This is a genomic window from Winogradskyella sp. HB-48 (assembly GCF_049942685.1).
In the GTDB taxonomy this organism is placed as follows: domain Bacteria; phylum Bacteroidota; class Bacteroidia; order Flavobacteriales; family Flavobacteriaceae; genus Winogradskyella.
The window spans coordinates 3,179,526-3,202,474 of the sequence record NZ_CP187934.1; the positions used below are offsets into that span (position 1 = coordinate 3,179,526).

General features: G+C 34.8%; 18 protein-coding genes and 1 other RNA gene. 10 read left to right on the top strand and 9 right to left on the bottom strand.

Translation table 11 applies throughout. The annotated features are described in order from the left end of the window. Nucleotides 1–25: 25 nt before the first annotated feature. Nucleotides 26–2,257, bottom strand: coding sequence for a catalase/peroxidase HPI (gene katG, locus ACPX19_RS14255; RefSeq protein ID WP_426430705.1), 2,232 nt, complete (start codon nt 2,255–2,257; stop codon nt 26–28). 266 nt (nt 2,258–2,523) lie between these two features. Here katG and ACPX19_RS14260 point away from each other — a divergent pair, with 266 nt between their 5' ends. Next, nucleotides 2,524–3,243, top strand: a complete 720-nt coding sequence (locus ACPX19_RS14260; protein WP_426430706.1) for a hypothetical protein — start codon at nt 2,524–2,526, stop codon at nt 3,241–3,243. A 57-nt stretch (nt 3,244–3,300) separates the two neighbouring features. Continuing rightward, nucleotides 3,301–3,543, top strand: coding sequence for a putative signal transducing protein (locus ACPX19_RS14265; protein WP_426430707.1), 243 nt, complete (start codon nt 3,301–3,303; stop codon nt 3,541–3,543). 17 nt (nt 3,544–3,560) lie between these two features. Here ACPX19_RS14265 and ACPX19_RS14270 read toward each other — a convergent pair whose 3' ends face one another. Continuing rightward, a complete protein-coding gene (locus ACPX19_RS14270; RefSeq protein ID WP_426430708.1) occupies nt 3,561–5,186 on the bottom strand; it encodes an ABC-F family ATP-binding cassette domain-containing protein in 1,626 nt (541 codons plus the stop codon). Nucleotides 5,187–5,408: 222 nt separating this feature from the next. Between ACPX19_RS14270 and ACPX19_RS14275 the strand changes: the two genes are divergently transcribed. Then, nucleotides 5,409–6,818: a thioredoxin-like domain-containing protein gene (locus tag ACPX19_RS14275; protein ID WP_426430709.1), complete on the top strand. Its 1,410-nt coding sequence runs from the start codon at nt 5,409–5,411 to the stop codon at nt 6,816–6,818. Between the two features lie 33 nt (nt 6,819–6,851). Here the strand turns inward: ACPX19_RS14275 and fsa are convergent, their stop codons facing one another. From fsa to ffs, 4 genes are all read right to left on the bottom strand, one after another. Next, the gene (gene fsa / locus ACPX19_RS14280; RefSeq protein WP_426430710.1) at nt 6,852–7,505 is read right to left on the bottom strand and encodes a fructose-6-phosphate aldolase; all 654 of its coding nucleotides are present in this window, start codon (nt 7,503–7,505) and stop codon (nt 6,852–6,854) included. Nucleotides 7,506–7,623: 118 nt separating this feature from the next. Beyond that, the gene (locus ACPX19_RS14285) at nt 7,624–8,025 is read right to left on the bottom strand and encodes a hypothetical protein (RefSeq protein ID WP_426430711.1); all 402 of its coding nucleotides are present in this window, start codon (nt 8,023–8,025) and stop codon (nt 7,624–7,626) included. A gap of 47 nt (nt 8,026–8,072) precedes the next feature. Further along, nucleotides 8,073–8,876, bottom strand: a complete 804-nt coding sequence (locus ACPX19_RS14290) for an SDR family oxidoreductase (protein WP_426430712.1) — start codon at nt 8,874–8,876, stop codon at nt 8,073–8,075. A 72-nt stretch (nt 8,877–8,948) separates the two neighbouring features. Next, nucleotides 8,949–9,047: signal recognition particle sRNA small type (gene ffs, locus ACPX19_RS14295), an RNA gene on the bottom strand. An 89-nt stretch (nt 9,048–9,136) separates the two neighbouring features. On the opposite strand from ffs, the gene ACPX19_RS14300 reads away from it, so the two are divergent. The 4 genes from ACPX19_RS14300 to ACPX19_RS14315 all read left to right on the top strand — a co-directional run bounded on the left by ACPX19_RS14300 (nt 9,137) and on the right by ACPX19_RS14315 (nt 13,065). Continuing rightward, nucleotides 9,137–10,165, top strand: coding sequence for a glutaminyl-peptide cyclotransferase (locus tag ACPX19_RS14300; protein ID WP_426430713.1), 1,029 nt, complete (start codon nt 9,137–9,139; stop codon nt 10,163–10,165). Between the two features lie 7 nt (nt 10,166–10,172). Next, nucleotides 10,173–10,562: an acyl-CoA thioesterase gene (locus ACPX19_RS14305; RefSeq protein ID WP_426430714.1), complete on the top strand. Its 390-nt coding sequence runs from the start codon at nt 10,173–10,175 to the stop codon at nt 10,560–10,562. Between the two features lie 81 nt (nt 10,563–10,643). Continuing rightward, nucleotides 10,644–11,408 carry a hypothetical protein gene (locus ACPX19_RS14310; protein WP_426430715.1) on the top strand — a complete coding sequence of 255 codons (765 nt, stop codon included), beginning with the start codon at nt 10,644–10,646 and terminating at the stop codon, nt 11,406–11,408. An 82-nt stretch (nt 11,409–11,490) separates the two neighbouring features. After that, nucleotides 11,491–13,065: a hypothetical protein gene (locus tag ACPX19_RS14315; protein ID WP_426430716.1), complete on the top strand. Its 1,575-nt coding sequence runs from the start codon at nt 11,491–11,493 to the stop codon at nt 13,063–13,065. Nucleotides 13,066–13,212: 147 nt separating this feature from the next. On the opposite strand, the gene glyA is transcribed toward ACPX19_RS14315, so the two are convergent. Further along, nucleotides 13,213–14,487: a serine hydroxymethyltransferase gene (gene glyA / locus ACPX19_RS14320; protein WP_426430717.1), complete on the bottom strand. Its 1,275-nt coding sequence runs from the start codon at nt 14,485–14,487 to the stop codon at nt 13,213–13,215. Between the two features lie 110 nt (nt 14,488–14,597). Between glyA and fahA the strand changes: the two genes are divergently transcribed. Then, nucleotides 14,598–15,890, top strand: a complete 1,293-nt coding sequence (fahA, locus tag ACPX19_RS14325; protein WP_426430718.1) for a fumarylacetoacetase — start codon at nt 14,598–14,600, stop codon at nt 15,888–15,890. A gap of 103 nt (nt 15,891–15,993) precedes the next feature. Further along, nucleotides 15,994–17,175, top strand: coding sequence for a hypothetical protein (locus tag ACPX19_RS14330; protein ID WP_426430719.1), 1,182 nt, complete (start codon nt 15,994–15,996; stop codon nt 17,173–17,175). A 369-nt stretch (nt 17,176–17,544) separates the two neighbouring features. On the opposite strand, the gene ACPX19_RS14335 is transcribed toward ACPX19_RS14330, so the two are convergent. Both ACPX19_RS14335 and ytxJ read right to left on the bottom strand, forming a co-directional pair. After that, complete coding sequence (locus tag ACPX19_RS14335) at nt 17,545–19,128, bottom strand: T9SS type A sorting domain-containing protein (protein WP_426430720.1); 1,584 nt, start codon at nt 19,126–19,128, stop codon at nt 17,545–17,547. Nucleotides 19,129–19,407: 279 nt separating this feature from the next. Continuing rightward, nucleotides 19,408–19,785 carry a bacillithiol system redox-active protein YtxJ gene (gene ytxJ, locus ACPX19_RS14340; RefSeq protein WP_426430721.1) on the bottom strand — a complete coding sequence of 126 codons (378 nt, stop codon included), beginning with the start codon at nt 19,783–19,785 and terminating at the stop codon, nt 19,408–19,410. Between the two features lie 442 nt (nt 19,786–20,227). Between ytxJ and clpB the strand changes: the two genes are divergently transcribed. Continuing rightward, nucleotides 20,228–22,834 carry an ATP-dependent chaperone ClpB gene (clpB, locus tag ACPX19_RS14345; RefSeq protein ID WP_426430722.1) on the top strand — a complete coding sequence of 869 codons (2,607 nt, stop codon included), beginning with the start codon at nt 20,228–20,230 and terminating at the stop codon, nt 22,832–22,834. The last annotated feature ends 115 nt before the right edge of the window (nt 22,835–22,949 follow it).

Below are 22,949 nucleotides of genomic sequence, written 5' to 3' on the forward strand. Positions count from 1 at the left end.
GTTGATTTTGCTATTAATCAATTATTTATTTTAAATCAAATCTATCAGCGTTCATAACTTTAGTCCACGCAGCCACAAAATCCTTTACAAATTTTTCTTCTGCATCGTCCGCAGCATAAACTTCGCAAACCGCTCTTAACTCGGTATTAGAACCAAAGATTAAGTCCGCACGAGTTCCAGTAAACTTTATTTCTCCAGTTCTACGGTCTCTACCTTCAAAATACTTTTCCTCATCGGATGTCGCGCTCCATGTATAGGTCATATCTACTAAATTTTTAAAGAAATCGTTTGTAAGATGACCAACATTATCAGTAAACACTCCATGCTTAGAACTATCAAAGTTTGCACCAAGCACACGCATACCGCCAACTAGAACGGTCATTTCTGGAATTGACAATGCTAATAGATTAGCTTTATCAATTAACAAATCTTCGGCTTTAACTTCTAAGTTTGGATTCATGTAATTTCTAAATCCATCACCTAGAGGCTTTAAGTAATTGAATTGTTCTATATCTGTCTGCTCTTGTGTCGCATCACCTCTACCTTGTGCAAAAGGTATTGAGATATTATATCCTGCTTTGCTTGCTGCCTCTTCAATTGCAGCGTTACCTGCTAACACAATTAAATCAGCCATAGACACTGTACCGTTGAATTCTTTCTGAATACCTTCAAGAACATTAAATACTTTATCTAATTCTTTAGGATTATTTACTTTCCAACTTCTCTGAGGCTCTAGTCTTAAACGAGCACCATTTGCACCACCACGTTTATCTGAATCTCTATACGTTGAAGCAGAAGCCCATGCGGTTCTAACCAATTCTGGAATAGTTAATCCTGAAGCTAAAATCATTTTCTTTAAAGAAGCTATATCTGCATCACTTAAAGTATAATTAACTTTTGGAATCGGGTCTTGCCAGATTAGTTCTTCTTTTGGCACCTCTGGACCTAAATAACGGTCTTTGGGACCTAAATCCCTATGTGTTAATTTATACCAAGCACGTGCAAAGGCATCTTCAAAAGCTTTAAAATCTTTGTGGAATTTTTGAGAGATTTTTAAATATTCAGGATCGGTCTTTAAGGCGATGTCTGCTGTAGTCATCATTAAGGCTTGTTTCTTACTAGCATCACCAGCCATTGGTGCCATGCGTGCTTTAGATTCTGCTGTTGGTGTCCACTGATGTGCACCTGCTGGACTTTTGGTTAATTCCCAATCGTAATTTAAAAGCACATCAAAATAATCAGCATCCCATTTTGTTGGATTTGGTGTCCATGCACCTTCAATTCCACTTGTTATGGTATCATCTAAAACACCACTTTTATATGTGTTTTTCCAACCCATGCTCATTTCTGCCATTGGTGCACCATGAGGTTCAGCACCAACATATTTTCCTGGGTCAGCAGCACCATGCGCTTTACCAAAAGTATGACCACCTGCTACTAGAGCTACAGTTTCTTCATCATTCATGGCCATACGTCCAAACGTTTCTCTTACATCGCGAGCAGAACCCATTGGGTCTGGCTTTCCGTCTGGTCCTTCTGGATTTACATAAATCCAACCCATCATTACAGCTGCTAGTGGATCTTCTAAATCACGCTCTGCATAATTATTACTATTACCATAACGGTCACCATTAGCTCCCCATTCTGTTTCACTTCCCCAATATACATCTTGCTCTGGCTCCCATATATCTTCTCTACCGCCACCAAAACCAAACGTTGGGAATCCCATTGATTCTAAAGCAACATTACCAGCTAAAATCATTAAGTCCGCCCAAGAAATCTTGTTTCCATATTTCTTTTTTATTGGCCATAATAACAATCTTGCTTTATCTAGGTTGCCATTGTCAGGCCAGCTATTAATAGGTGCAAATCTCTGGTTACCTGTACCTGCTCCACCTCTACCATCACCAACTCTGTATGTACCTGCACTGTGCCATGCCATTCTAATCATAAAACCACCATAATGACCATAATCTGCAGGCCACCAATCCTGAGAATCGGTCATCAGCTTAGTTAGGTCTCTCTTTAATTCATCATAGTCAAGGCTATTGAATGCCTTAGCGTAATCAAAATCTTCACCAAGTGGATTAGATTTAGCAGCATGTTGCCTTAAAATATTTAGTTTTAATTCGTTTGGCCACCAATCTCTATTTCTTACACCGCCACCTCCGACAGTTGTTTGTTTACCACTTAAAAAGGGGCACTTACTTGCATCACTTTCATTAAGCTCAAATGTGTTTGTGTTTTTATTGTCCATTTTTGGTTTTTTTAGATTAAATTTTTACTCCTTAAAATTATGAAATTATATAGTGCGGTTCAGTTAAGAATATATTATCTATTTATTTTTCAATAGCCATTTTCTATTGTAGGTTTATCTAGAATTATTTTAAACAATACAAAAGCTATCAACTTTGTTTAATATATGTGCCTTTTTGGCGAATTTTAGGATATAAAAATTAAACACAAGTGTTAAAGACTTGGAATGAAAAAGAATGATTATTAATTTTAAAAACAAAAGTGCTTATGTTATTGAAAAATGTAAATCTTGAAGAGAAGCTGAATAAACTCAAAAACAAAAATTTTAATGAGGATGAAGTTTTGAAAGCTGTAAAGGATATTTTGACTCAAGACAATAAGAAAGATGAAAGGATTCTTGAAAAATTAGCTGAGTATAATGATACCTTAAAAAACAACTTCGATATAGACTTGTTAGAATCAGACAAAATCTATCATGTAGAACAGATTAAAAAACTCTGTATTACTTACAGGCTACGATTTTTGGATAGTCGATTTTTTAAAGGGGACTTACCTTATGAAGCTATTTCTAAAATTAAACAGCTAGAAAAAAGTCATAATACAACTTTAAGTGGGTTTAAAATCATGGCGCCTTCTAGACTGTTTAAATTAGAAATTTATGATGATCCGCTTTTGTTCGCGCCAATTGGCAATGGCTACTATTACCTTATTCATAAATGGGGAAATGATTTAAGTCCATATAGAAAACTGTTAATGTGGCCTTTTAAGAATTTTGAAAACTTTGTGTTTTGCGTTTTTATTCTAAGTATGTTTTTAACAGGATTAATACCAGACGGTACTTTTCATGGTGAAAAAACCGCTGCAAATGCCGGAGTTATCTTTTTATTTATGTTTAAATGTATGGTTGCTATTACGCTTTATTATGGGTTTTTATCAGGAAAAAACTTTAGCGCAGCAATTTGGGACAGTAAATATTATAACAATTAATATGGTGTAACTTTTTGAAGTTTTTCGTAACTTATAGTACAATTAAAACCATAAGTTATGAACGCATCTGAATACAATAAAATATACGAGGGTAATTTTGTTTTAATTACCAGAATTAAGAGTGAATTAGAAAACAACGGTATCATTCCTATTATTAAAGACGAGGGAGAATCGCAGCGTTTAGCTGGTTATGGCTCGCTCAATCAAGGTTTCCAGGAAATCTATGTACATGAAGATGAATTAGATAAGGCTATTGCTATTGTAGAGCAAGTAAAAGCTGAGATGGACGCTCCTTCCTAGTATTTAGCAATCAACGATTAAGCCTCAACAGCATACATCTTTTCACGCTGTTCCTTAATCTTTTTATCGCCCATATATTCATCAAACGTCATGTAACGATCTATAATACCATTTGGTGTTAACTCAATAATTCTGTTACCAACGGTTTGCGCAAACTCATGGTCGTGCGTGGTTAACATTACTGTGCCTTTAAAGTTTTTAAGCGCATTATTAAATGCTGTAATACTCTCAAGGTCTAAGTGGTTTGTTGGCTCATCTACCATAACAACGTTAGCTCTCATCATCATCATTCGGCTAAGCATACAACGTACTTTTTCACCTCCAGATAGGACATCAGCAGTTTTTAAAGCTTCTTCCCCACTAAAAATCATTTTACCTAGGAAACCTCTTATGTAAACTTCTTCGCGCTCTTCTTCTGTTGTTGCCCATTGACGTAACCAATCTACCAAGGTTAGTTTGTTGTCAAAGTATTCACTATTATCTAATGGCAAATACGATTGCGTAGTCGTTACTCCCCAAGCATATTTACCTGCATCGGCTTTCTGCTTGCCATTTATGATTTCGTAAAACGCAGTAGATGCTCTGGAATCTTTAGAATACACAACTACTTTATCTCCTTTGGCAAGATTAATGTCTATATCTTTAAATAACACTTCACCATCTATACTTGCTGCTAAACCTTCAACATTTAAAATCTGGTCACCAGCTTCACGCTCGCGCTCAAAAATAATTGCTGGATATCGACGACTACTTGGTTTTATATCTGCTATATTAAGCTTATCAATCATCTTTTTTCTACTAGTTGCTTGCTTAGATTTAGCTACGTTAGCAGAAAAACGACGTATAAACTCTTCTAATTCTTTCTTCTTTTCTTCAGCCTTTTTGTTTTGCTGAGCACGTTGCTTTGCTGCTAATTGAGAAGATTCATACCAAAACGTGTAGTTACCAGAATAGTGATTTATTTTTCCAAAGTCTATATCAGAAATATGCGTACAAACGGCATCCAAGAAGTGACGGTCGTGAGATACCACAATTACACAATTATCGTAATTAGCTAAGAAATTCTCCAACCAAGAGATAGTTTCATAATCCAAGTCGTTGGTAGGCTCATCCATAATCAATACATCAGGATTACCAAATAGTGCTTGTGCCAACAAGACGCGTACTTTTTGCTTACCATCTAAGTCTCCCATTAAAGAATAATGTAAGTCTTCTTTAATACCAAGATTAGAAAGCATTGCTGCTGCATCACTATCAGCATTCCAACCGTTCATTTCCTCAAACTCTACCTGAAGTTCACCAATTTTCTCAGCATTTTCATCCGTGTAGTCTGCATATAAGGCATCTATTTGAGATTTTAGGTTGTATAATGGTTTGTTACCCTTAAGAACCGTTTCTAAAACAGTATCCTCATCATGCTTATTATGGTTCTGTTCTAACACAGACATACGCTTGCCTGGCTCTAGATGTACATGACCAGAGGTAGGATCCATTTTCCCTGATAAAATCTTTAAAAAGGTAGATTTCCCTGCACCATTGGCACCAATAATTCCATAACAATTACCATTGTTAAAAGTGGTGTTTACTTCATCAAAAAGGATACGTTTTCCAAATTGTACCGAAAGATTAGAAACTGACAACATAACTTATAATTTTGTTCTTTTTACCTAAAATTTCTTATAGGTGAATTTTGAGAGTGCAAAAGTAGAAAAATTAAGCGATTGAGCGAAATAAATGCTTAGTATAACAAGATTTAACTAGGTATTAACAAGACTTCAGGTTTTCATCATATATTTTTGTTTGGAAACTATAGTAAAATCGACATGCTATTTAGATATATTACACTTTCACTAACACTGATATCCATGACTTTTGGATGCAAAGTAAGCACCAACAATAATGGTGACTTTGCCTATATTGGTGGTGAAATTGTAAACCCTAAGAATAGTAGCATCATTCTATACAATACCAATGGGAAAGTTGTTGATTCCTTAACCCTGGACAGCAATAATAGGTTTATCTATAAAATTGAAGATTTACATCCTGGATTGTATTCCTTTACACATGGTGGTGAATATCAATTGATTCTTTTAGAACCAAATGATAGTGTAATGTTTAGATTAAATACTTATGATTTTGATGAATCTCTAGTATTTACTGGTGAAGGAGCAAGAAAAAACAACTACCTCATTGAAACATATTTAGCAAATGAGCAACAGGCTAATAAATTAGTACATTATGCTAAAATGGAACCTGAAGAATTCAACACTTTTATTGAAGAGAGACGCCAAAAAGAGTTGACTAAGTTTCATAATTTCTTACAAGACAAAGAAGAGTCAGAATTATTTAAATCTATAATTGAGACTAATATCAACTACAATTCATATGCAGATAAGGAAATATATCCCTTTGCTTATTTTGGAAACAACAAACTTATACACATAAATGATTTACCTGAAGATTTTTATGAGTACAGAAAATCTGTTGACTATAATGCAGCACATTTAAGCCATTTATATGCTTACAACCGTTTTTTGTTTTCTCACATTGATAATCTAGCAGCTCAGAGTTATTACGAAAAACATGATTTTCACAGTGCCTTTGATAGACATTCTATGGATTACAATAAATCTAAATTAGATTTAATAGATAGCATCATTTCTGATGAAACAATAAAGAATAATCTACTTAAATATAAAACTAGAGACTACGTAAGTTATAATCATACAGAGGTTGAAGCTGATGAAATGCTGAATTACTACTTACCTAAAAGCACGAATGAAGAGGACAAAGAGAGTATAAAAGAATTGGTATGTTCGCTTAAGCTACTAAGGCAAGGTAACCCAATACCAAACATAGAAATTGTAAACTATGATAATACTGAGCATAATTTAAACTCAATAATAAATAAACCTACTATCATTTACTTTTGGTCTTCTAATTCTAAGATGCAATATAGAAACAGCCATTATAAAGTTAAAAGTTTAAAATATGCCTTTCCACAGGTAGAATTCGTTTCAATCAATCTAAATTCTGATGATGATAAATCATGGAAAAGCATTATAAATAATTATGACTTTCCTACCAAGAATGAATACAAATTCAAATATCCTGCAAAAGCTAGAAAAGTACTGGCGGTTAACTACCTCAACAAAGCTATTATAGTTAATGAAAACGGAATGATTTTACACCCTAATGTCAATATCTTTAAATCTGATTTTACAGAAATGCTTGGTAGTATGCTACAAAAAAGGCACCTCATAGCTAAGCAATAAGGTGCCTTAAATATCTTCTTTTTAGGTTTATTTTTAATTTCCCTTTTTATAATCTGCCAAGAATTTTTCTAAACCTATATCTGTCAATGGATGATTTAACAATCCTGTGATTGAACTTAAAGGTCCTGTCATAACATCTGCACCTAATTTAGCACAATCTATTACATGCATTGTATGACGTACAGATGCTGCTAAGATTTGAGTATCAAATTCATAGTTATCGTAAATGTGTCTAATCTCAGAAATAAGATTTAACCCATCAGTAGAAATATCATCTAAACGACCAATAAACGGCGATACGTAAGTAGCACCTGCTTTTGCAGCTAATAAAGCCTGACCTGGCGAGAAAACTAAAGTTACATTAGTTTTGATACCCCTGTCTGAAAAATATTTACAAGCTTTTACTCCATCCTTTATCATAGGGAGCTTAATAACAATCTGATCGTGTAACTCAGCTAAGGCCTCACCTTCTCTAACCATACCGTCAAAATCAGTAGAGATAACTTCTGCAGAAACGTCACCGTCTACAATATTACAGATATCTACATAATGCTTCATAATGTTATCTACACCTGTAATTCCCTCTTTTGCCATTAAGGATGGGTTAGTTGTAACACCATCTAAAATACCCATATCCTGAGCTTCCTTAATCTGGTTTAAATTGGCCGTGTCAATAAAAAATTTCATCTAAAATTAATTTGATTTGTTGTGTTTTTAGTTGGCGCGAATTTACAACTAATAAGCATGAAGACTCTAAAGAATTCAATAAAATATATTAACAAATTACGAAGAACGATGATGTAGCCTATTCTATGATAAGTGTATAGGTTTTTGATGTTCCATAATTACATAACACATCAGGATTATCATCAAAATCATTTCTAAAAGGACCTTCTACTTCAAGGTAAATTGTAATTTCAAAAATACCTGATTCTTCTGGCGTTCCCTCAAGACTTATGGTTCTATAATTTATAAAGTAATCCATTCCCGAAGGTAAGCCCACAACATCAAAATAATAATCGTAATCATTATCTCTTGGTTCGTTATTAATTTCTGCAGTTAGGTCAACATAATAATAACTTTCTGTTGAGCCAATAGGAAACTCTTTATTTGGTAACTCAGGCTCTTTTGGGAAAATACATAGATTATCATCGCAACTAAAAACCAAAACAAAAAATAGTAGCATGAGGAACAGATGTTTTTTCATAATAGCTAATTTTAAACAAAAGCTTCAAATAACGTACCAAAAAAAAGTTACAGCTTATAATGATTCATCAGTAATTTTTCATAGACTTTATCAGGAAGTACTCGCTTTAGCAAAATTGAAAACTTCTGCACAAATGCACCGACTTTGTAGTGAATTTTAGGAGATTTTGTTTCTATGATTTTAAAAATAGCTTCAGCCATTTCTTTAGGGTCATTACCTTCATCAACATGCTCATCCATCATTTTTAAGGAGAAGCCGTACTTTTCCTTATATGGAGAATCTTCTAAAACAGGTGCATGATATCGCCCAGCAGCAATATTTGTAGCAAAATCTCCCGGAGCTACATTGGTCATTTCAATATTAAAATCCTTAAGCTCCATTCTAAAGGCTTCTGTAATAATTTCTAAAGCTCCTTTACTAGCACTATAAACACCTCTAAAAGGCAAGCCCATATAACCAGCAATTGAGGTTATGTTAATAATTAAACCAGAATTTTGAGCTCTCATAGCTGGTAAAGTTGCCTTTATAACATTGATAGGTCCAAAAAAATTGGTTTCAAAATTTCGCTTTATTTCTACATCTGGTATTTCTTCAATTGGACCTGTTATACCAGCGCCTGCATTATTTATTAGAACATCTATTCGATTTTCTTGTTTTAAAACCGCTGCAATACATGCTGAAATTGTTTCTGGTACGGTAACATCTAAAGCTACAATAGGAAATTTACTGTTTTGGTAATTCTTAGGGTTTCTACTAGTTCCGTAAACTTTAAATCCTTTTTCTTGCAAAAATTCACCTACCGATTTACCTATTCCTGAAGATCCTCCAGTTATTAAAACAACTTTAGCCATTTTATTGAGTTAGAAATTGGAAGTTAAAAGTACGAAGTTTTAAATATTCAATACTTCATTTTAGCGCATAAAAAAAGGCAAGCTACCTACATCACACCGCTACGACCGCGTACCTTTGCTACGTTCCCGTCCTGGAGGATTAAGCAGGAGCTGGTTGTGTAGGACTTGCCCGGCTGCAAAGATACAACCTTTTAATACTTTCGCAATGATTTTTAAACTGAATTTTATTTAATACCTTGCTTGAAAATCTTTAAATAGTTATGCAATTTTCCAAACACCTCATTCTCCTTTCCTTAAGCCTAGCTTTAATTAATTGTGGTGAAACTAATACGGTTAATCAAACTGGTTTAGCTATTGACCTAAACACCAAATCATTATTATTAGGAGATACACTAAACCTTACCATTAGCAACCCTAAAAAGTTAAATATTACCAATGTTAGTTATAAATTAAATGGTAAATCAATAGGTGAAAATGAAGTACTAGAAAATATAACTTTGGGTGAAAAGTCTCTAGTTGCTACAATTAAATATGATGATAAAACCGAAACGGTTAGTAAAAGTATTACCATTTACAATAACATAATCCCATCTATATACAATTACGAAATTGTAAACACCTATCCGCACGACATTACATCTTACACACAAGGTCTTGAGTTTCATAATGGTGAATTGTACGAAAGCACGGGGCAGTATAAAGAGTCTAAACTTAGAAAAGTAAATTTTGAAACTGGAGAGGTTTTAAAAAATGTTGACTTGGATGATAACTTTTTTGGTGAAGGTTTAACAATTTTAGACGAAAAGTTATACCAACTTACATGGAGAGCAAAACGAGGTTTTATTTATGATGTTAATACGTTTGAAAAACTAAAAACCTTCAATTACGGTACAAGTAAAGAAGGTTGGGGAATTTGTAACGATGGGGAAAAGCTTTACAAATCTGATGGTACTGAAAAAATATGGCTATTAAATCCCGAAAATCTTTCAGAAGAAAGCCATATTGAGGTCTATACCGAAAAAGGAAAAATCCCAAGCCTGAATGAATTAGAATGGATTGACGGTAAAATATTCGCCAATATCTATCAAAAAAATGGCGTTATTATTATCAACCCTCATACAGGAGGTGTAGAAGGGGTTATTGATTTTAAGCCACTCAGAAAATTAGTCACCCAACACAATGAACTAGATGTTTTGAATGGTATAGCTTACCATCCTGAGCGCAAGACCATTTTTGTAACAGGTAAAAATTGGGATAAACTTTTTGAAGTGAAAATTAAAAAGCAATAAACAAGCTTTGCAGACTTTTGAAAAAACCATTACAGTCTCTAAGGACGATTTAGACCAACTCAAGCACGTTAACAATGTACGCTATGTGCAGTGGGTACAAGATATTGCTGAAGACCATTGGCTAAAGAATGCATCCAAAACAATTCTAGACAACTACTTTTGGGTAATGTTGAGCCACCATATCGAATATAAAGGTGAAGCATTGTTAGGTGATGAATTGAACATAAAGACCTATGTTTCAAAATCCGTAGGCCTCACCTCTATTCGTCATGTAGAAATTACTAATAACTCTAATGGTAAACTCATTGTAACATCAGAAACCAAGTGGTGTTTCATGAGTACAGCAACTAAAAAGCCAACCAGGATTCCAACAGAAATAGCTACACTATTTGATTAACATTTCTTTAGGTTAAAGTTTTTTTAATCTTAGGTTTCTTTTACCCGATAAAGCTTTTCTTTAAAGCATCAATCAACTTTTATGCGATTTTTACTGTTTTCCATTCTCTTATGGTCTTTCAATTACACGTTGTCTGCTCAAACCTTATCAGGTAAAGTTTACGACACAAAATCTGTTGTTAAAGACATGAAAGTACTTAACAAAACCCAAAACATCCTTACGGTAACAAATAAAGACGGAGACTTTAGTATTGAAGCCAAAGTCAATGACACGATCTCATTTCAATCTATTTTTTACCATCCTTTAGAAGTCATTGTAAAGCAATCACATTTTGATGATATTAATGTTTTTGAGGTTGAAGAAATTGTAAGCGAGCTCGATGAAGTAGAAATTGGGTCAGAACCAAAGCAACCCGTTTTTGAAGAAGAGACCTATAACCAAGACCTTCATAGCCTTATTAAGGAAGATATCAAAAGAAATCCTGGACTATATCAATCTCCAAATGCCCAGTATGGTGTAGACTTTATATATTTAATTGGTCAAGTATTCAAACTTTTTAAGCGAAAAAGGTCAAAGGAACAAACCTACAAGCCCATTACCTTCAAGCAGATGGACTCATTATTCACGGATAGTTCTTTCTTCAACAAGCGCTTGGTTACCGAAAATCTCAAAATACCAGAGGATAAAGCCAAACTCTTCTATGATTTTTGTTCTGCAAAAGGCATAAGTTCAGAGTTATTAAAAGACGAAAACAAAATGATGCTTCTAGAAGAATTAGTTGTTAATAGTCAACTATTTCTTATTCTACTTGAAGAATATGGTGAAGAAAAAGTTACAAAAGACTAAATTGACCAAGAGAATTGCAATAATTCATAATAAAATATAACTTCAAAAGTTATATTTTTAAGCCAAATTATATTTATCTCTTATGAAGCGATTGTTATCCTTCCTTATATGTTTTATTGTTTTGTTATTCTGGAGTTCTTGCCGTAAAGACTTTGAATTCTCCCCAAGTACAGGAAACCTTGAATTTGCAAAAGATACCGTTTACTTGGATACTGTTTTTACAAACATTGGGTCTAGCACATACAACCTAAAAGTATACAACAGAAGTGATGATGATATTGTAATTCCAACCATTCAATTAGAAAACGGTGTAAATTCTTTTTATAGAATGAATGTTGATGGTACTACAGGTTTAGAAGGAGAGCAGGAAGGAAAGTTCTTTGAGAATGTGGAGCTTTTGGCCAACGATAGTTTATTCATTTTTATAGAAACTACAATTGATATTTCTACGCTCTCTACCCTAGAAAATCAATTCTTATACACAGATAAAATACTGTTCGATTCTGGAAGCAATCAACAAGATGTTGATTTAGTAACCTTGGTAAAAGATGCCGTATTTATATATGCAAACAGAGATGAAGACACTGGTATTATAGAGACCTTAACCTTTGACGTAGATGGAGATGGGATGCCAGACGAAACTATATTACAAGGACGCTTTTTAGAAAACGACGAACTTACCTTTACCAACGAAAAACCTTATGTGATTTATGGCTATGCTGGTGTTGGTGCAGGACAAACCTTAACTATGGAGCCTGGCGCTCGTGTGCATTTTCATGCAGATTCTGGCATCATTGTTACCGAAGGTGGAACTCTAAATATAAATGGAGATTTAAGTACAGATCAAGAGGTTTTAGAAAATGAAGTTATTCTTGAAGGTGATAGACTAGAACCTCTTTTTGAAGATGTGCCAGGGCAATGGGGAACTATTTGGCTGTTTAATGGTAGCGAAAATAATAGTATCAACTATGCTACCATTAAAAATGCTACCATTGGTGTATTATCAGAATTTGGGCAGGATGACACAAATGACAAGTTAACCATTACCAATAGCCAAATCTATAATTCCAGTGCTTTTGGGTTATTAGGACGCGCAACATCTATTACAGCAGAAAATGTTGTGATTAACAACTCTGGGCAATCGTCTTTTGCTGGTACTTTAGGTGGAAAATACAATTTCACTCACTGCACCATTGCAAATTACTGGAATAGCAGTTTTAGACAGTTCCCTTCTCTACTCCTTAATGATTTTGTGGTTGATGAAAACAACACTGTTTTTACAAATACGACCGAAGCTGAGTTTACCAATTGTATTATTTATGGTAATGATAATCCTGAATTGTTGTTAGAAAATGAAGGAAATGAATTTAGTTTTAAATTCACCAATTGCTTAATACGATTTGATAATACCAATTTAGAAGGCACAGGAAATTACATGTTTAATGATATAATGCGCTATGATGGTATTATCCGAAACGTAGACCCAGATTTTGAAAACCCTTTTGAAAACCTAATGCGTATTGGTGAAGATTCTGGTGCTAATGATGAGGGATTAATATTAGATCCTGTTGGAAACGATATACTAGGAAATCCAAGAGGTGATGCGAATGGACTTCCTGATATTGGTGCTTATGAAAGTGTAATTTTTGAAGACTAAAACATTTTTAAATTATAAAAAACCTTTCAAACTAAATTGAAAGGCTTTTATTATTAATTGTCATTCTGAAATTGCCTGTGCTGAATTTATTTCAGCATCTCGTTTACATTATTAGATTCTGAATCAAGTTCAGAATGACACAACTTTTTAAGCATTAAATAAAGGTCTGCCTCCCATAAGTTCATTTACCTTTTCAGCAACACCTTCTAATACGGTTTCATTTTCAAAATTGTTAATGACCTCATCAATTAAATCTACTACATAAGCCATATCAGTTTCTTTTAACCCTCTAGTAGTAATGGCTGGCGTACCAACTCTAATACCAGATGTTACAAAAGGAGATTCTGTATCAAAAGGTACCATATTTTTGTTAACTGTAATATCTGCTTTTACTAAAGCATTTTCAGCATCTTTACCAGTAATGTCTTTATTTCTAAGGTCTATGAGCATCATGTGGTTATCCGTTCCTCCAGAAATCAAATGATAATCTTTAGCCACAAATGCTTGTGCCATAGCATCGGCATTTTTCTTTACTTGTAGCATATAATGTAAAAACTCATCGGTTAAGGCTTCACCAAAAGCAATGGCTTTAGCCGCAATAATATGTTCTAATGGGCCACCTTGGTTTCCTGGAAATACACCAGAGTCTAAAAGCCCAGACATCTTACGAAGTGTTCCGTTTTTTAAGGTGATGCCAAATGGGTTATCAATATTTTCACCCATCATGATCATGCCACCTCTAGGACCACGTAAGGTTTTATGAGTGGTTGTTGTAACCACGTGGCAATGCGGCATTGGGTCGTTTAAAATACCTTTGGCTATCAAACCAGACGGATGCGAAATATCAGCCAATAATACAGCACCAACATTATCGGCAACTTCTCTAAACTTGGCAAAATCCATATCGCGCGAGTATGCCGAAGCACCAGCAATAATCAATTTTGGTCGCTCTTTTTCAGCCACATCAGATAACATATCGTAATCTATGTAGCCTGTATCTTTCTTTACTCCATAGAATGTTGGACGATATAGCTTGCCCGAAAAATTAACTGGAGAGCCATGTGTTAAATGGCCACCATGAGACAAATCGAACCCTAAAATCGTATCTCCTGGGTTTAAGCACGCATGGAAAACAGCGGTATTGGCTTGGCTACCCGAATGTGGTTGCACATTGGCATAAGCCGCACCAAATAATGTTTTGGCTCTATCTATGGCAATCTGCTCTACTTCATCTACAACTTCGCAACCTCCATAGTAACGTTTACCAGGATAACCTTCTGCGTATTTGTTGGTAAGTACAGAACCTGCTGCTTCCATCACTTGGTCGCTTACAAAATTTTCTGAGGCAATAAGTTCTATACCTTCGGTTTGGCGTTCTTTCTCTGCTTGTATAAGTTCAAAAATCTGTTCGTCGCGTTGCATAAATAAAGTCTTTGTTAAATCAAAACAAAAATAAGGAATACATTAGTTTTAATATTAAAAATTATGTAGGTTTGAATAGAAAATAATGAACATTTAATCAACAAGATATTATGCCAATTGCAGCCAACGACCCAAATAGAACCTCGTGGTTATACGTTAACAAATACTCGGACTTCCCTATTCAAAATATTCCTTTTGGTGTCTTTCTTACTAAAGAGGACATCATCACTATAGGAACTCGAATAGGCGATACGGCTATAGATCTTGGTGCATTACACCAATTGGGCTATTTTGATGGTATTCCTCTTACAGATGATATTTTTCTTCAGGATTCCTTAAATGATTTCATTGCTGATGGTCGTAAAACCTGGCGTGCCGTACGTAATCGCGTTGCTGAGATTTTTGATTCTAATAATGAAACATTAAAAAATAATACCAAGCATAAAGAGATTATTTGTTTTCGATTGGATGAAATAGAAATGCAAATGCCTGTGCATGTTGGAGATTACACAGATTTTTACTCAAGTAAAGAACACGCTACCAATGTCGGTGCCATGTTTAGGGATCCAGATAATGCCCTATTGCCAAACTGGTTGCATATTCCTGTTGGATATCATGGTCGTAGTTCTTCTATTGTAACTACGCATATTCCAATTCACAGACCTCAAGGACAAACTTTGCCTGAAGGTGCAGACACACCTGTTTTTGGACCAAGTAAATTGGTGGACTTTGAGCTGGAAATGGCATTTATTACTACTGATGCCAACGATCTAGGTGAGCCTATTCCTGTAGAAGAAGCTGAGGAATACATCTTTGGATTAGTGGTATTTAACGACTGGTCTGCTAGGGATATCCAAAAATGGGAATACGTACCATTAGGACCATTTTTAGGAAAGAATTTTGCATCTACAATGTCGCCTTGGATTGTAACCCTAGATGCCTTAGAGCCATTTAGAGTAGCGAGCCCTAAGCAAAATCCAGAGCCTCTACCCTACCTGAAAACTAAAGGCAAGCACAGTTTTGACATTCATTTAGAAGCAGGTATTATTCCAAAGGGAGGAAAAGAAACTACCGTCTGTAAAACTAATTTTAAATACATGTATTGGAATATGGCACAGCAATTGGCACATCATACGGTTAATGGATGTCCAGTAAATGCTGGTGATATGATGGGCAGTGGTACTATTTCCGGACCTACTCCAGATTCTTATGGCTCTATGCTAGAGTTAACTTGGAAAGGCACTAAACCTATTAAACTAAAAGATGGAACAGAGCGTAAATTTATAAACGACTACGACACTGTAGTAATGCGAGGCTATTGTGAAAATGATGATGTACGCATTGGTTTTGGACAAGTAAAAACACAGTTACTACCTGTTTTTAATCCGAAGAAGAAAAAGTAATATTTAATTACTTACATTAAACATAAAGCGCTAATCATTAGCGCTTTATTTTTTTGGCACAAAGATTGGTTTATACTATGTATAACCTCTAAAATACAAGATTATGAAACGATTTTTACTTTTTACAGTCCTTGTTTCGGTACTCGTATCTTGTAGTGCCAAAAAACAAATTGAAACAGCGATTAATCATGGCAACTATGACCATGCCATTTCTGAGGCGCTAAGAAAACTAGAAAACAACAAAGACAAAAAGCGTAAGCAAGACTATGTTGTAATGCTAAAAGATGCTTATGATAAAGTTTTGGCAAAAGACCTGGCACAAATTGCACATCTTAAACAAGATGGCAACCCTGAGTTATACAAAACCATTTATGAAAGTTATGCAGATTTAGAGGCTAGACAAAATGCTATAAAGCGTATTATGCCGCTTAAAATAGATGGAAAAACCATAAAATTTAAGTTTAATGATTATAGTAGCGTACTTGTAGAATACAGGTATAAAACTTCAGATTACTTAATGGATAAAGGTTTGGATTTATTGGATACTGAAGACAAGTTCAATGCACGTGAAGCTTATAGTCTATTTGATTATGTCAATAGCATAAACCCAAATTTTGAAGATGTTAAAAATTTGATGCAGGAAGCACATATGACAGGTATGGACTATGTACATGTATCTGTATTGAATGAAACACACCAAATCATTCCACAACGTTTAGAAGCTGAACTTTTAGATTTTAATACCTATGGTCTTAATCAATTCTGGACGACATACCACGCTGTTACAGATAATAATATAGAATATGACTTTGCTATGGAACTGCAATTAAAGCGTATTAACATATCTCCAGAGCGTATAAATGAGAGACAGCTATTAAGAGAAAAACAAATTATTGATGGTTGGGAATATCTTTTAGATGAGAATGGCAATGTTGCCAAGGATAGCTTAGGTAATGATATTAAAGTAGATAAGATTGTAAATGTAAGAGCTCGCTTTTTTGAGGTATTACAAATCAAATCAGCTCAAGTCATTGCAGATGTGGTTTACAAAGATTTAAAACAAAACCAAGTTATTGATGCCTTTACCATAGATAGTGGCTTTACCTTTGAAAATGTTTTTGGTCGCTTTAGAGGGGACCGAAGAGCCTTAAACCGAGACGATATAGCCTTATTAAGACAACGGCAAGTGCGTTTCCCAACGGATGAGCAAATGGTCTATGACTCTGGTGAAGATCTTAAACAGAAATTAAAAGCCATTATCAATTCGTATCGTTTGAATAGTTAGAAATAAAAACCTCTCATGGTCATTGAGCTTGTCGAAATGTGAGAGGTTTTTTATGACGCTTATCTTTAATAATATAAGACGTTTCAATGCCTTATATCTATTCATACCTATCTGCCGACAGGCAGAAGCCAAGTTCGTTTTTTAAACCAACAAGTCAATACGTAAAATACTTATATGTTTTTTAGATATAGTTTGATAAATACATAGCATTTACAGCTCCATGGCTCAATTGCAGTCTACAACAAGACCATAAAAAAACTTTCGGAATTGCTAAATCAGAATTGACTTATGATGAAACTTATGTATCAAGATTAAGCTAAAAAGACTTGTTTTTAACTCAGTTCTTTGTTACCATACGTTTTTATTCAATTACTCTTTAATAAGTTTAACTTTCTGAACGTTATTACCATCTATAATTTTGCAGAAATAGAATCCACTTTGAAAATCAGATAAATCTAAGGTTATTTTATTAATACCTTCATTTAATTCTTTACTGGGAACATCGTAAACAATCTTGCCCAATTCATCGTATACAGTTACACTAATATTTTCAGAATGTTGAGGGGTGAATTCTAATATTGTTGAAGAATTTATTGGATTTGGATAAATTTTCAACTTCTCATTTTGTAAATTGTCAGTTATTGAAAGTGCAATACTATTTCCAAACTTAACAACTGTATTTGTGTTTTCGATTTGAACATAAAGGTTTTCGTCTGTATCGGTTTTAACAGACATCGGTTTTGTGCCTTGAGTTGCGTACATAGTGTTCCATTCGTAGCCATTTAAAGCTGAAAAAGCATAAAGGAACATGGAACTTGGTGAACCACCATTGTTATCACTTCTACCAACAACATAGTAATTGTTATTTGATGTAGCTTTAATGTCATAAACCCAATTGTTAATTTGAGGTAAATCATGTAAGCTACTATTAATTATAGATGCGTCTGTAGATGAAACTTCAGCAACAAATAATTTTCCTGTTCCTGAAGATGTCCAATTTGTTCCAGTAATAACAATATTTCCATTAGTAAGTAAAGCCATTCTACCAGAAGTAGCTGCTACTTGTATATCAAATTGTTCTGAAAAGATGACTGTCCCTGTCGGGTTATATTTTGTGAGCTCAATTAAATTATAGGATGAACCATAATTTTGACATAAAGTGTATGTGTTACCTGTTTCATCTATCAAAACATCTGTTGCCCAAGTTTGATCGGGTATGGTGCTTGCAGAAGCCCAGATAAAGTTTCCATTTAAATTCCAAACGGCTACATTATTATTAGTTCCAGTAACCGATGTTGTTCCTACTAGTGCAATTTTACCATTATTATAAAACATACCCCTTAATCCGTGGACATTAGAAAAACTATGTAAACGTTCCCACAATAAATTAGCGTCATTATCAAATTTAAGCAATACAAAACCAGCCCCTGTTTGAGTAGCAGTAGCTCCAGCAGTTGCTATATAAAGATTTCCGTTTTCATCTAAAAAAGATTCGTTTCTACGGCCAAGGTTTGTGTTACCATCTCTATTGAAGAAACCTATTATAGTTTTATTTTGTAGCAATGTACCGTTTGAAGAGTATTTAATTACTTTTATAGCATTGGGTATTTCATTTTGGTTTGAAAGCGTAAATCTATATCCTACAATAAAAATATCTTTATTGTTGTCCGTTCCTACCCAAGTTGCTGAATGATAGTTATTACTAACGATAGTGCTAATAGAATCTTTCCAAACAAGATTTCCTTGAGGTGTATGTTTTTGAACATATAAATATTCGTTATAAGCACCAACATTAAGCCCATTAGCCACAGATATTATGTCATTGTCGGAGTCAACTGTCAATGCTTTTCCTATTGTTAAATAGTTAGGGTAAGTACTTTCCCAATCTAAATTCTGAGAAAATGACAAATAAGTACTAAAAGTAGTAACTGCAATAAATAATAAGTTTCTCATTATTTTACTTAATTTAATGGTAGGTTTTCAAAGTTATTCTTAGAATAGCTTTGAAAATATGATAAAAGTCATGTTATTTTAACAATATTCATAAGTGACGATGATTAATAGTTTTACCCTTAGTCAACTTAATTTAATAAAGTTCGGTTTGGAAATGTATGGTAACTGTTATGACATAAGACGTTAATGTCTTATATCAGAAGATACCTGTCTGTCAATAGGCAGAAGCTAAGCTTGGCTTTTCAAACCAACAAGTCAATACGTAGAACTACGCAATTTTTAGATATATTTTACTAAATCCATAGCGTTTATAGCTCCATGGCTGGCATGCGCCACCACTACTCCATTTTTTATCACCAAAAGTTGTGGAGACTCATGCATCACTTGGAATTTATAACCCACCTCATTAGACACGTCTCTATAACTTAATAAATCTAAATAGTATAAATCTGCATTAAGGTCTAAGTCGTAAGCAGCAACAAACTGGTTCATTACCATTCTGCTAATACCACAACGCGTAGAGTGCTTAAAAATAAGCTGTGTTTTAGTTTTAGACCGTTCTTCTACCGCACTAAGCTGCTTAATACTATTTAGAGCAATCCATGGCAATATCTTTTCTTCTTTAGGCTCTGATGGGCCAAACAATTTTTTAAACATCTTTAAATCATTTTATAAGTCAGTTCGAGCCTGCTTGTCGGCAGACAAGTATCCTGACCCAATTCATCACGACATTCATCGTCGTGAGCGTCGGGATGCATCGAGAACTTCCATAACTATTATCCTCGTCAGTTCGAGTGAAATGCGCTAGCATTTTGTATCAAGAACCATCAACACCTCACAACGAAACCATATCATAGCAACCTCAAAAAAGGGGTTCATCCGTATATCCTCCGCCTCTCCTTTGGGTTTACTTCAGGTGTACTTTGGGTAAACCTCGTATCATAACCATGAGCAAACCATAACAAAACACAGACAAAAAGTCATCTTAAACCCAATAAAATCAGTCATTTTGTCGTTTTTATAGAACCTAATTTAATTGGTAGGATTATTGCCTAAAGATAGATAAACACAACAACATAAAAGATTAAAAAATAAAAAGATGAACTTTAATAATTATACCATAAAATCGCAAGAAGCGATACAGCAGGCACAACAGCTTGCCCAAGGCTATGGCAATCAACAAATTGAGAATGAACATATTTTTAAAGCCCTTTTTGAGGTGGACGAAAATGTATTGCCGTTTATTCTTAAAAAGTTGAATGTTAACGTCTCATTACTACAACAAATATTAGATAAAGAACTACAAAGTTTTCCTAAAGTTTCTGGTGGCAATCTGATGCTTTCGCGCGAAGCCAATAAAGCTTTAAACGAAGCCTCTATCATTGCCAAGAAAATGAATGATGACTTTGTTTCTATTGAACACTTAATCCTGGCTATATTTAAATCGGGCAGTAAAATTGCTCAGATTTTAAAGGATCAAGGTGTTACAGAAAAAGGACTCAACGCTGCTATTGAGGAACTCCGCAAAGGAGACCGCGTAACGTCTCAAAGTCAGGAAGAAACCTACAACGCATTGAACAAGTATGCCAAAAACCTCAACCAATTGGCGCGCGATGGGAAACTGGATCCTGTGATAGGTCGTGATGAAGAAATCCGTAGAATCCTACAGATTCTTTCACGTCGTACCAAAAACAATCCGATTTTGGTTGGTGAACCTGGTACGGGTAAAACAGCCATTGCAGAAGGTTTAGCGCACAGAATCATTGATGGTGATGTTCCCGAAAATCTAAAAGACAAACAAATCTTTGCGCTGGATATGGGTGCCCTAATTGCTGGTGCTAAATACAAAGGTGAGTTTGAGGAGCGCTTAAAAGCAGTCATCAAGGAAGTTACTACAAGCGAAGGCGATATTGTATTATTTATTGACGAAATCCACACACTTGTTGGTGCAGGTGGTGGCCAAGGTGCAATGGATGCTGCCAATATTTTAAAACCTGCTTTAGCACGTGGTGAGCTAAGAGCTATTGGTGCAACCACTTTAGATGAGTACCAAAAGTATTTTGAACAAGACAAAGCCTTAGAACGTCGTTTCCAAAAGGTAACAGTCAATGAGCCTGATACCGAAAGTGCTATTTCTATCCTTCGAGGTATTAAGGAAAAATACGAAGCACACCACAAAGTACGTATTAAAGATGAAGCCATTATTGGTGCAGTTGAATTGTCTAACCGTTACATTACCAATCGTTTCTTACCGGATAAGGCAATTGACCTAATGGACGAGGCTGCTTCGAAATTGCGTATGGAAATCAACTCTAAACCAGAGGAATTGGATGTTTTGGATCGTAAAATTATGCAGTTAGAAATTGAGCACGAAGCACTTAAACGCGAAAAAGATGAAACCAAATTAAAAGCTTTAAAAGCAGAATTGGCTAATCTTAAGGAAGAGCGAAATGAGCTTAATGCCAAATGGAAATCTGAAAAAGAAACGGTTGAAAACGTTCAGAATATAAAACAGGAAATCGAAAACTATAAATTGGAAGCTGAGCGCGCCGAGCGTGAAGGCGATTATGGTAAGGTTGCCGAAATCCGTTATGGTAAAATAAAAGAAGCTACAGAAAAGCTTGAAGCATATCAAAAACAATTAGCAGAACAGCAAGACAATGCCTTGATTAAAGAAGAAGTTACTTATGAAGATGTTGCTGATGTCGTGGCTAAATGGACGGGAATACCTGTTACAAAAATGATACAAAGCGAGCGTGAAAAGCTTTTAAAACTTGAAGACCAACTGCACAAACGTGTCGTTGGCCAAGAAGAAGCTATTGAAGCCGTGAGTGATTCGGTACGTCGTTCTAGAGCAGGTTTACAAAACCCGCAAAAACCTATAGGAACCTTTTTATTCCTAGGTACAACAGGTGTTGGTAAGACCGAATTGGCAAAAGCCTTGGCAGAGTATCTGTTTGATGATGAAAATGCCATGACACGTATTGATATGAGTGAGTATCAAGAACGTCATGCTGTGAGCAGGTTGGTCGGCGCACCTCCAGGATATGTAGGCTATGATGAAGGCGGACAATTAACCGAAGCTGTTAGACGTAAACCTTATTCTGTAGTACTTTTAGATGAGATTGAAAAAGCGCATCCAGATACCTTCAATATTCTTTTACAAGTATTGGATGAAGGTCGCTTAACGGACAACAAAGGCCGTATTGCAGATTTTAAAAACACCATCATCATCATGACCTCTAACATGGGAAGCCATATTATACAAGAGCGTTTTGAGGCCACAAAAGATGTAGAATCTGCCATGGAAGCTGCAAAAGTTGATGTCTTAGGTTTACTAAAACAAAGTGTAAGACCTGAGTTCTTAAACCGTATTGATGATGTTATAATGTTTACACCTTTAACCAAAGAAAACATTATAGATATTGTAAACCTTCAACTAAAAGGTCTTACAAAAATGATTGCTAAACAAGGTATAACCTTTGATGCCACACCAGAAGCTAAAGCATATTTAGCTGAAAAAGGATATAATCCTGAGTATGGTGCAAGACCTGTAAAACGTGTGATACAAAAAGAAGTTCTAAATCAGTTGAGTAAGGAAATATTGGCTGGTAAAGTAACAACTGATAGTATCATTCTTCTTGATGAATTTGATGGACAGTTAGTCTTTAGAAACCAAGGTGATTTGGTGGTAGAAGAGTTATAAACAAATGCCAGCACTGAGCGTAGTCGAAGTGTAACAATATAGCATGTAAATAGTCTTTATATTGATTGGTTGGTTAAAGCAACACGGAAAACATGCCGAATCGCTATCGGTAGTT

Bases quoted from the DNA above. Each gene is read 5' to 3' on its own strand.
- clpB (WP_426430722.1), top strand. From the start codon at position 20,228: ATGAACTTTAATAATTATACCATAAAATCGCAAGAAGCGATACAGCAG.
- katG (WP_426430705.1), bottom strand. From the start codon at position 2,257: ATGGACAATAAAAACACAAACACATTTGAGCTTAATGAAAGTGATGCA.
- fsa (WP_426430710.1), bottom strand. From the start codon at position 7,505: ATGAAATTTTTTATTGACACGGCCAATTTAAACCAGATTAAGGAAGCT.
- ACPX19_RS14260 (WP_426430706.1), top strand. From the start codon at position 2,524: ATGTTATTGAAAAATGTAAATCTTGAAGAGAAGCTGAATAAACTCAAA.
- glyA (WP_426430717.1), bottom strand. From the start codon at position 14,487: ATGCAACGCGACGAACAGATTTTTGAACTTATACAAGCAGAGAAAGAA.
- ACPX19_RS14335 (WP_426430720.1), bottom strand. From the start codon at position 19,128: ATGAGAAACTTATTATTTATTGCAGTTACTACTTTTAGTACTTATTTG.
- ACPX19_RS14300 (WP_426430713.1), top strand. From the start codon at position 9,137: ATGCAATTTTCCAAACACCTCATTCTCCTTTCCTTAAGCCTAGCTTTA.
- ACPX19_RS14330 (WP_426430719.1), top strand. From the start codon at position 15,994: ATGAAACGATTTTTACTTTTTACAGTCCTTGTTTCGGTACTCGTATCT.
- ytxJ (WP_426430721.1), bottom strand. From the start codon at position 19,785: ATGTTTAAAAAATTGTTTGGCCCATCAGAGCCTAAAGAAGAAAAGATA.
- ACPX19_RS14290 (WP_426430712.1), bottom strand. From the start codon at position 8,876: ATGGCTAAAGTTGTTTTAATAACTGGAGGATCTTCAGGAATAGGTAAA.
- ACPX19_RS14285 (WP_426430711.1), bottom strand. From the start codon at position 8,025: ATGAAAAAACATCTGTTCCTCATGCTACTATTTTTTGTTTTGGTTTTT.
- ACPX19_RS14310 (WP_426430715.1), top strand. From the start codon at position 10,644: ATGCGATTTTTACTGTTTTCCATTCTCTTATGGTCTTTCAATTACACG.
- fahA (WP_426430718.1), top strand. From the start codon at position 14,598: ATGCCAATTGCAGCCAACGACCCAAATAGAACCTCGTGGTTATACGTT.
- ACPX19_RS14265 (WP_426430707.1), top strand. From the start codon at position 3,301: ATGAACGCATCTGAATACAATAAAATATACGAGGGTAATTTTGTTTTA.
- ACPX19_RS14275 (WP_426430709.1), top strand. From the start codon at position 5,409: ATGACTTTTGGATGCAAAGTAAGCACCAACAATAATGGTGACTTTGCC.
- ACPX19_RS14315 (WP_426430716.1), top strand. From the start codon at position 11,491: ATGAAGCGATTGTTATCCTTCCTTATATGTTTTATTGTTTTGTTATTC.
- ACPX19_RS14270 (WP_426430708.1), bottom strand. From the start codon at position 5,186: ATGTTGTCAGTTTCTAATCTTTCGGTACAATTTGGAAAACGTATCCTT.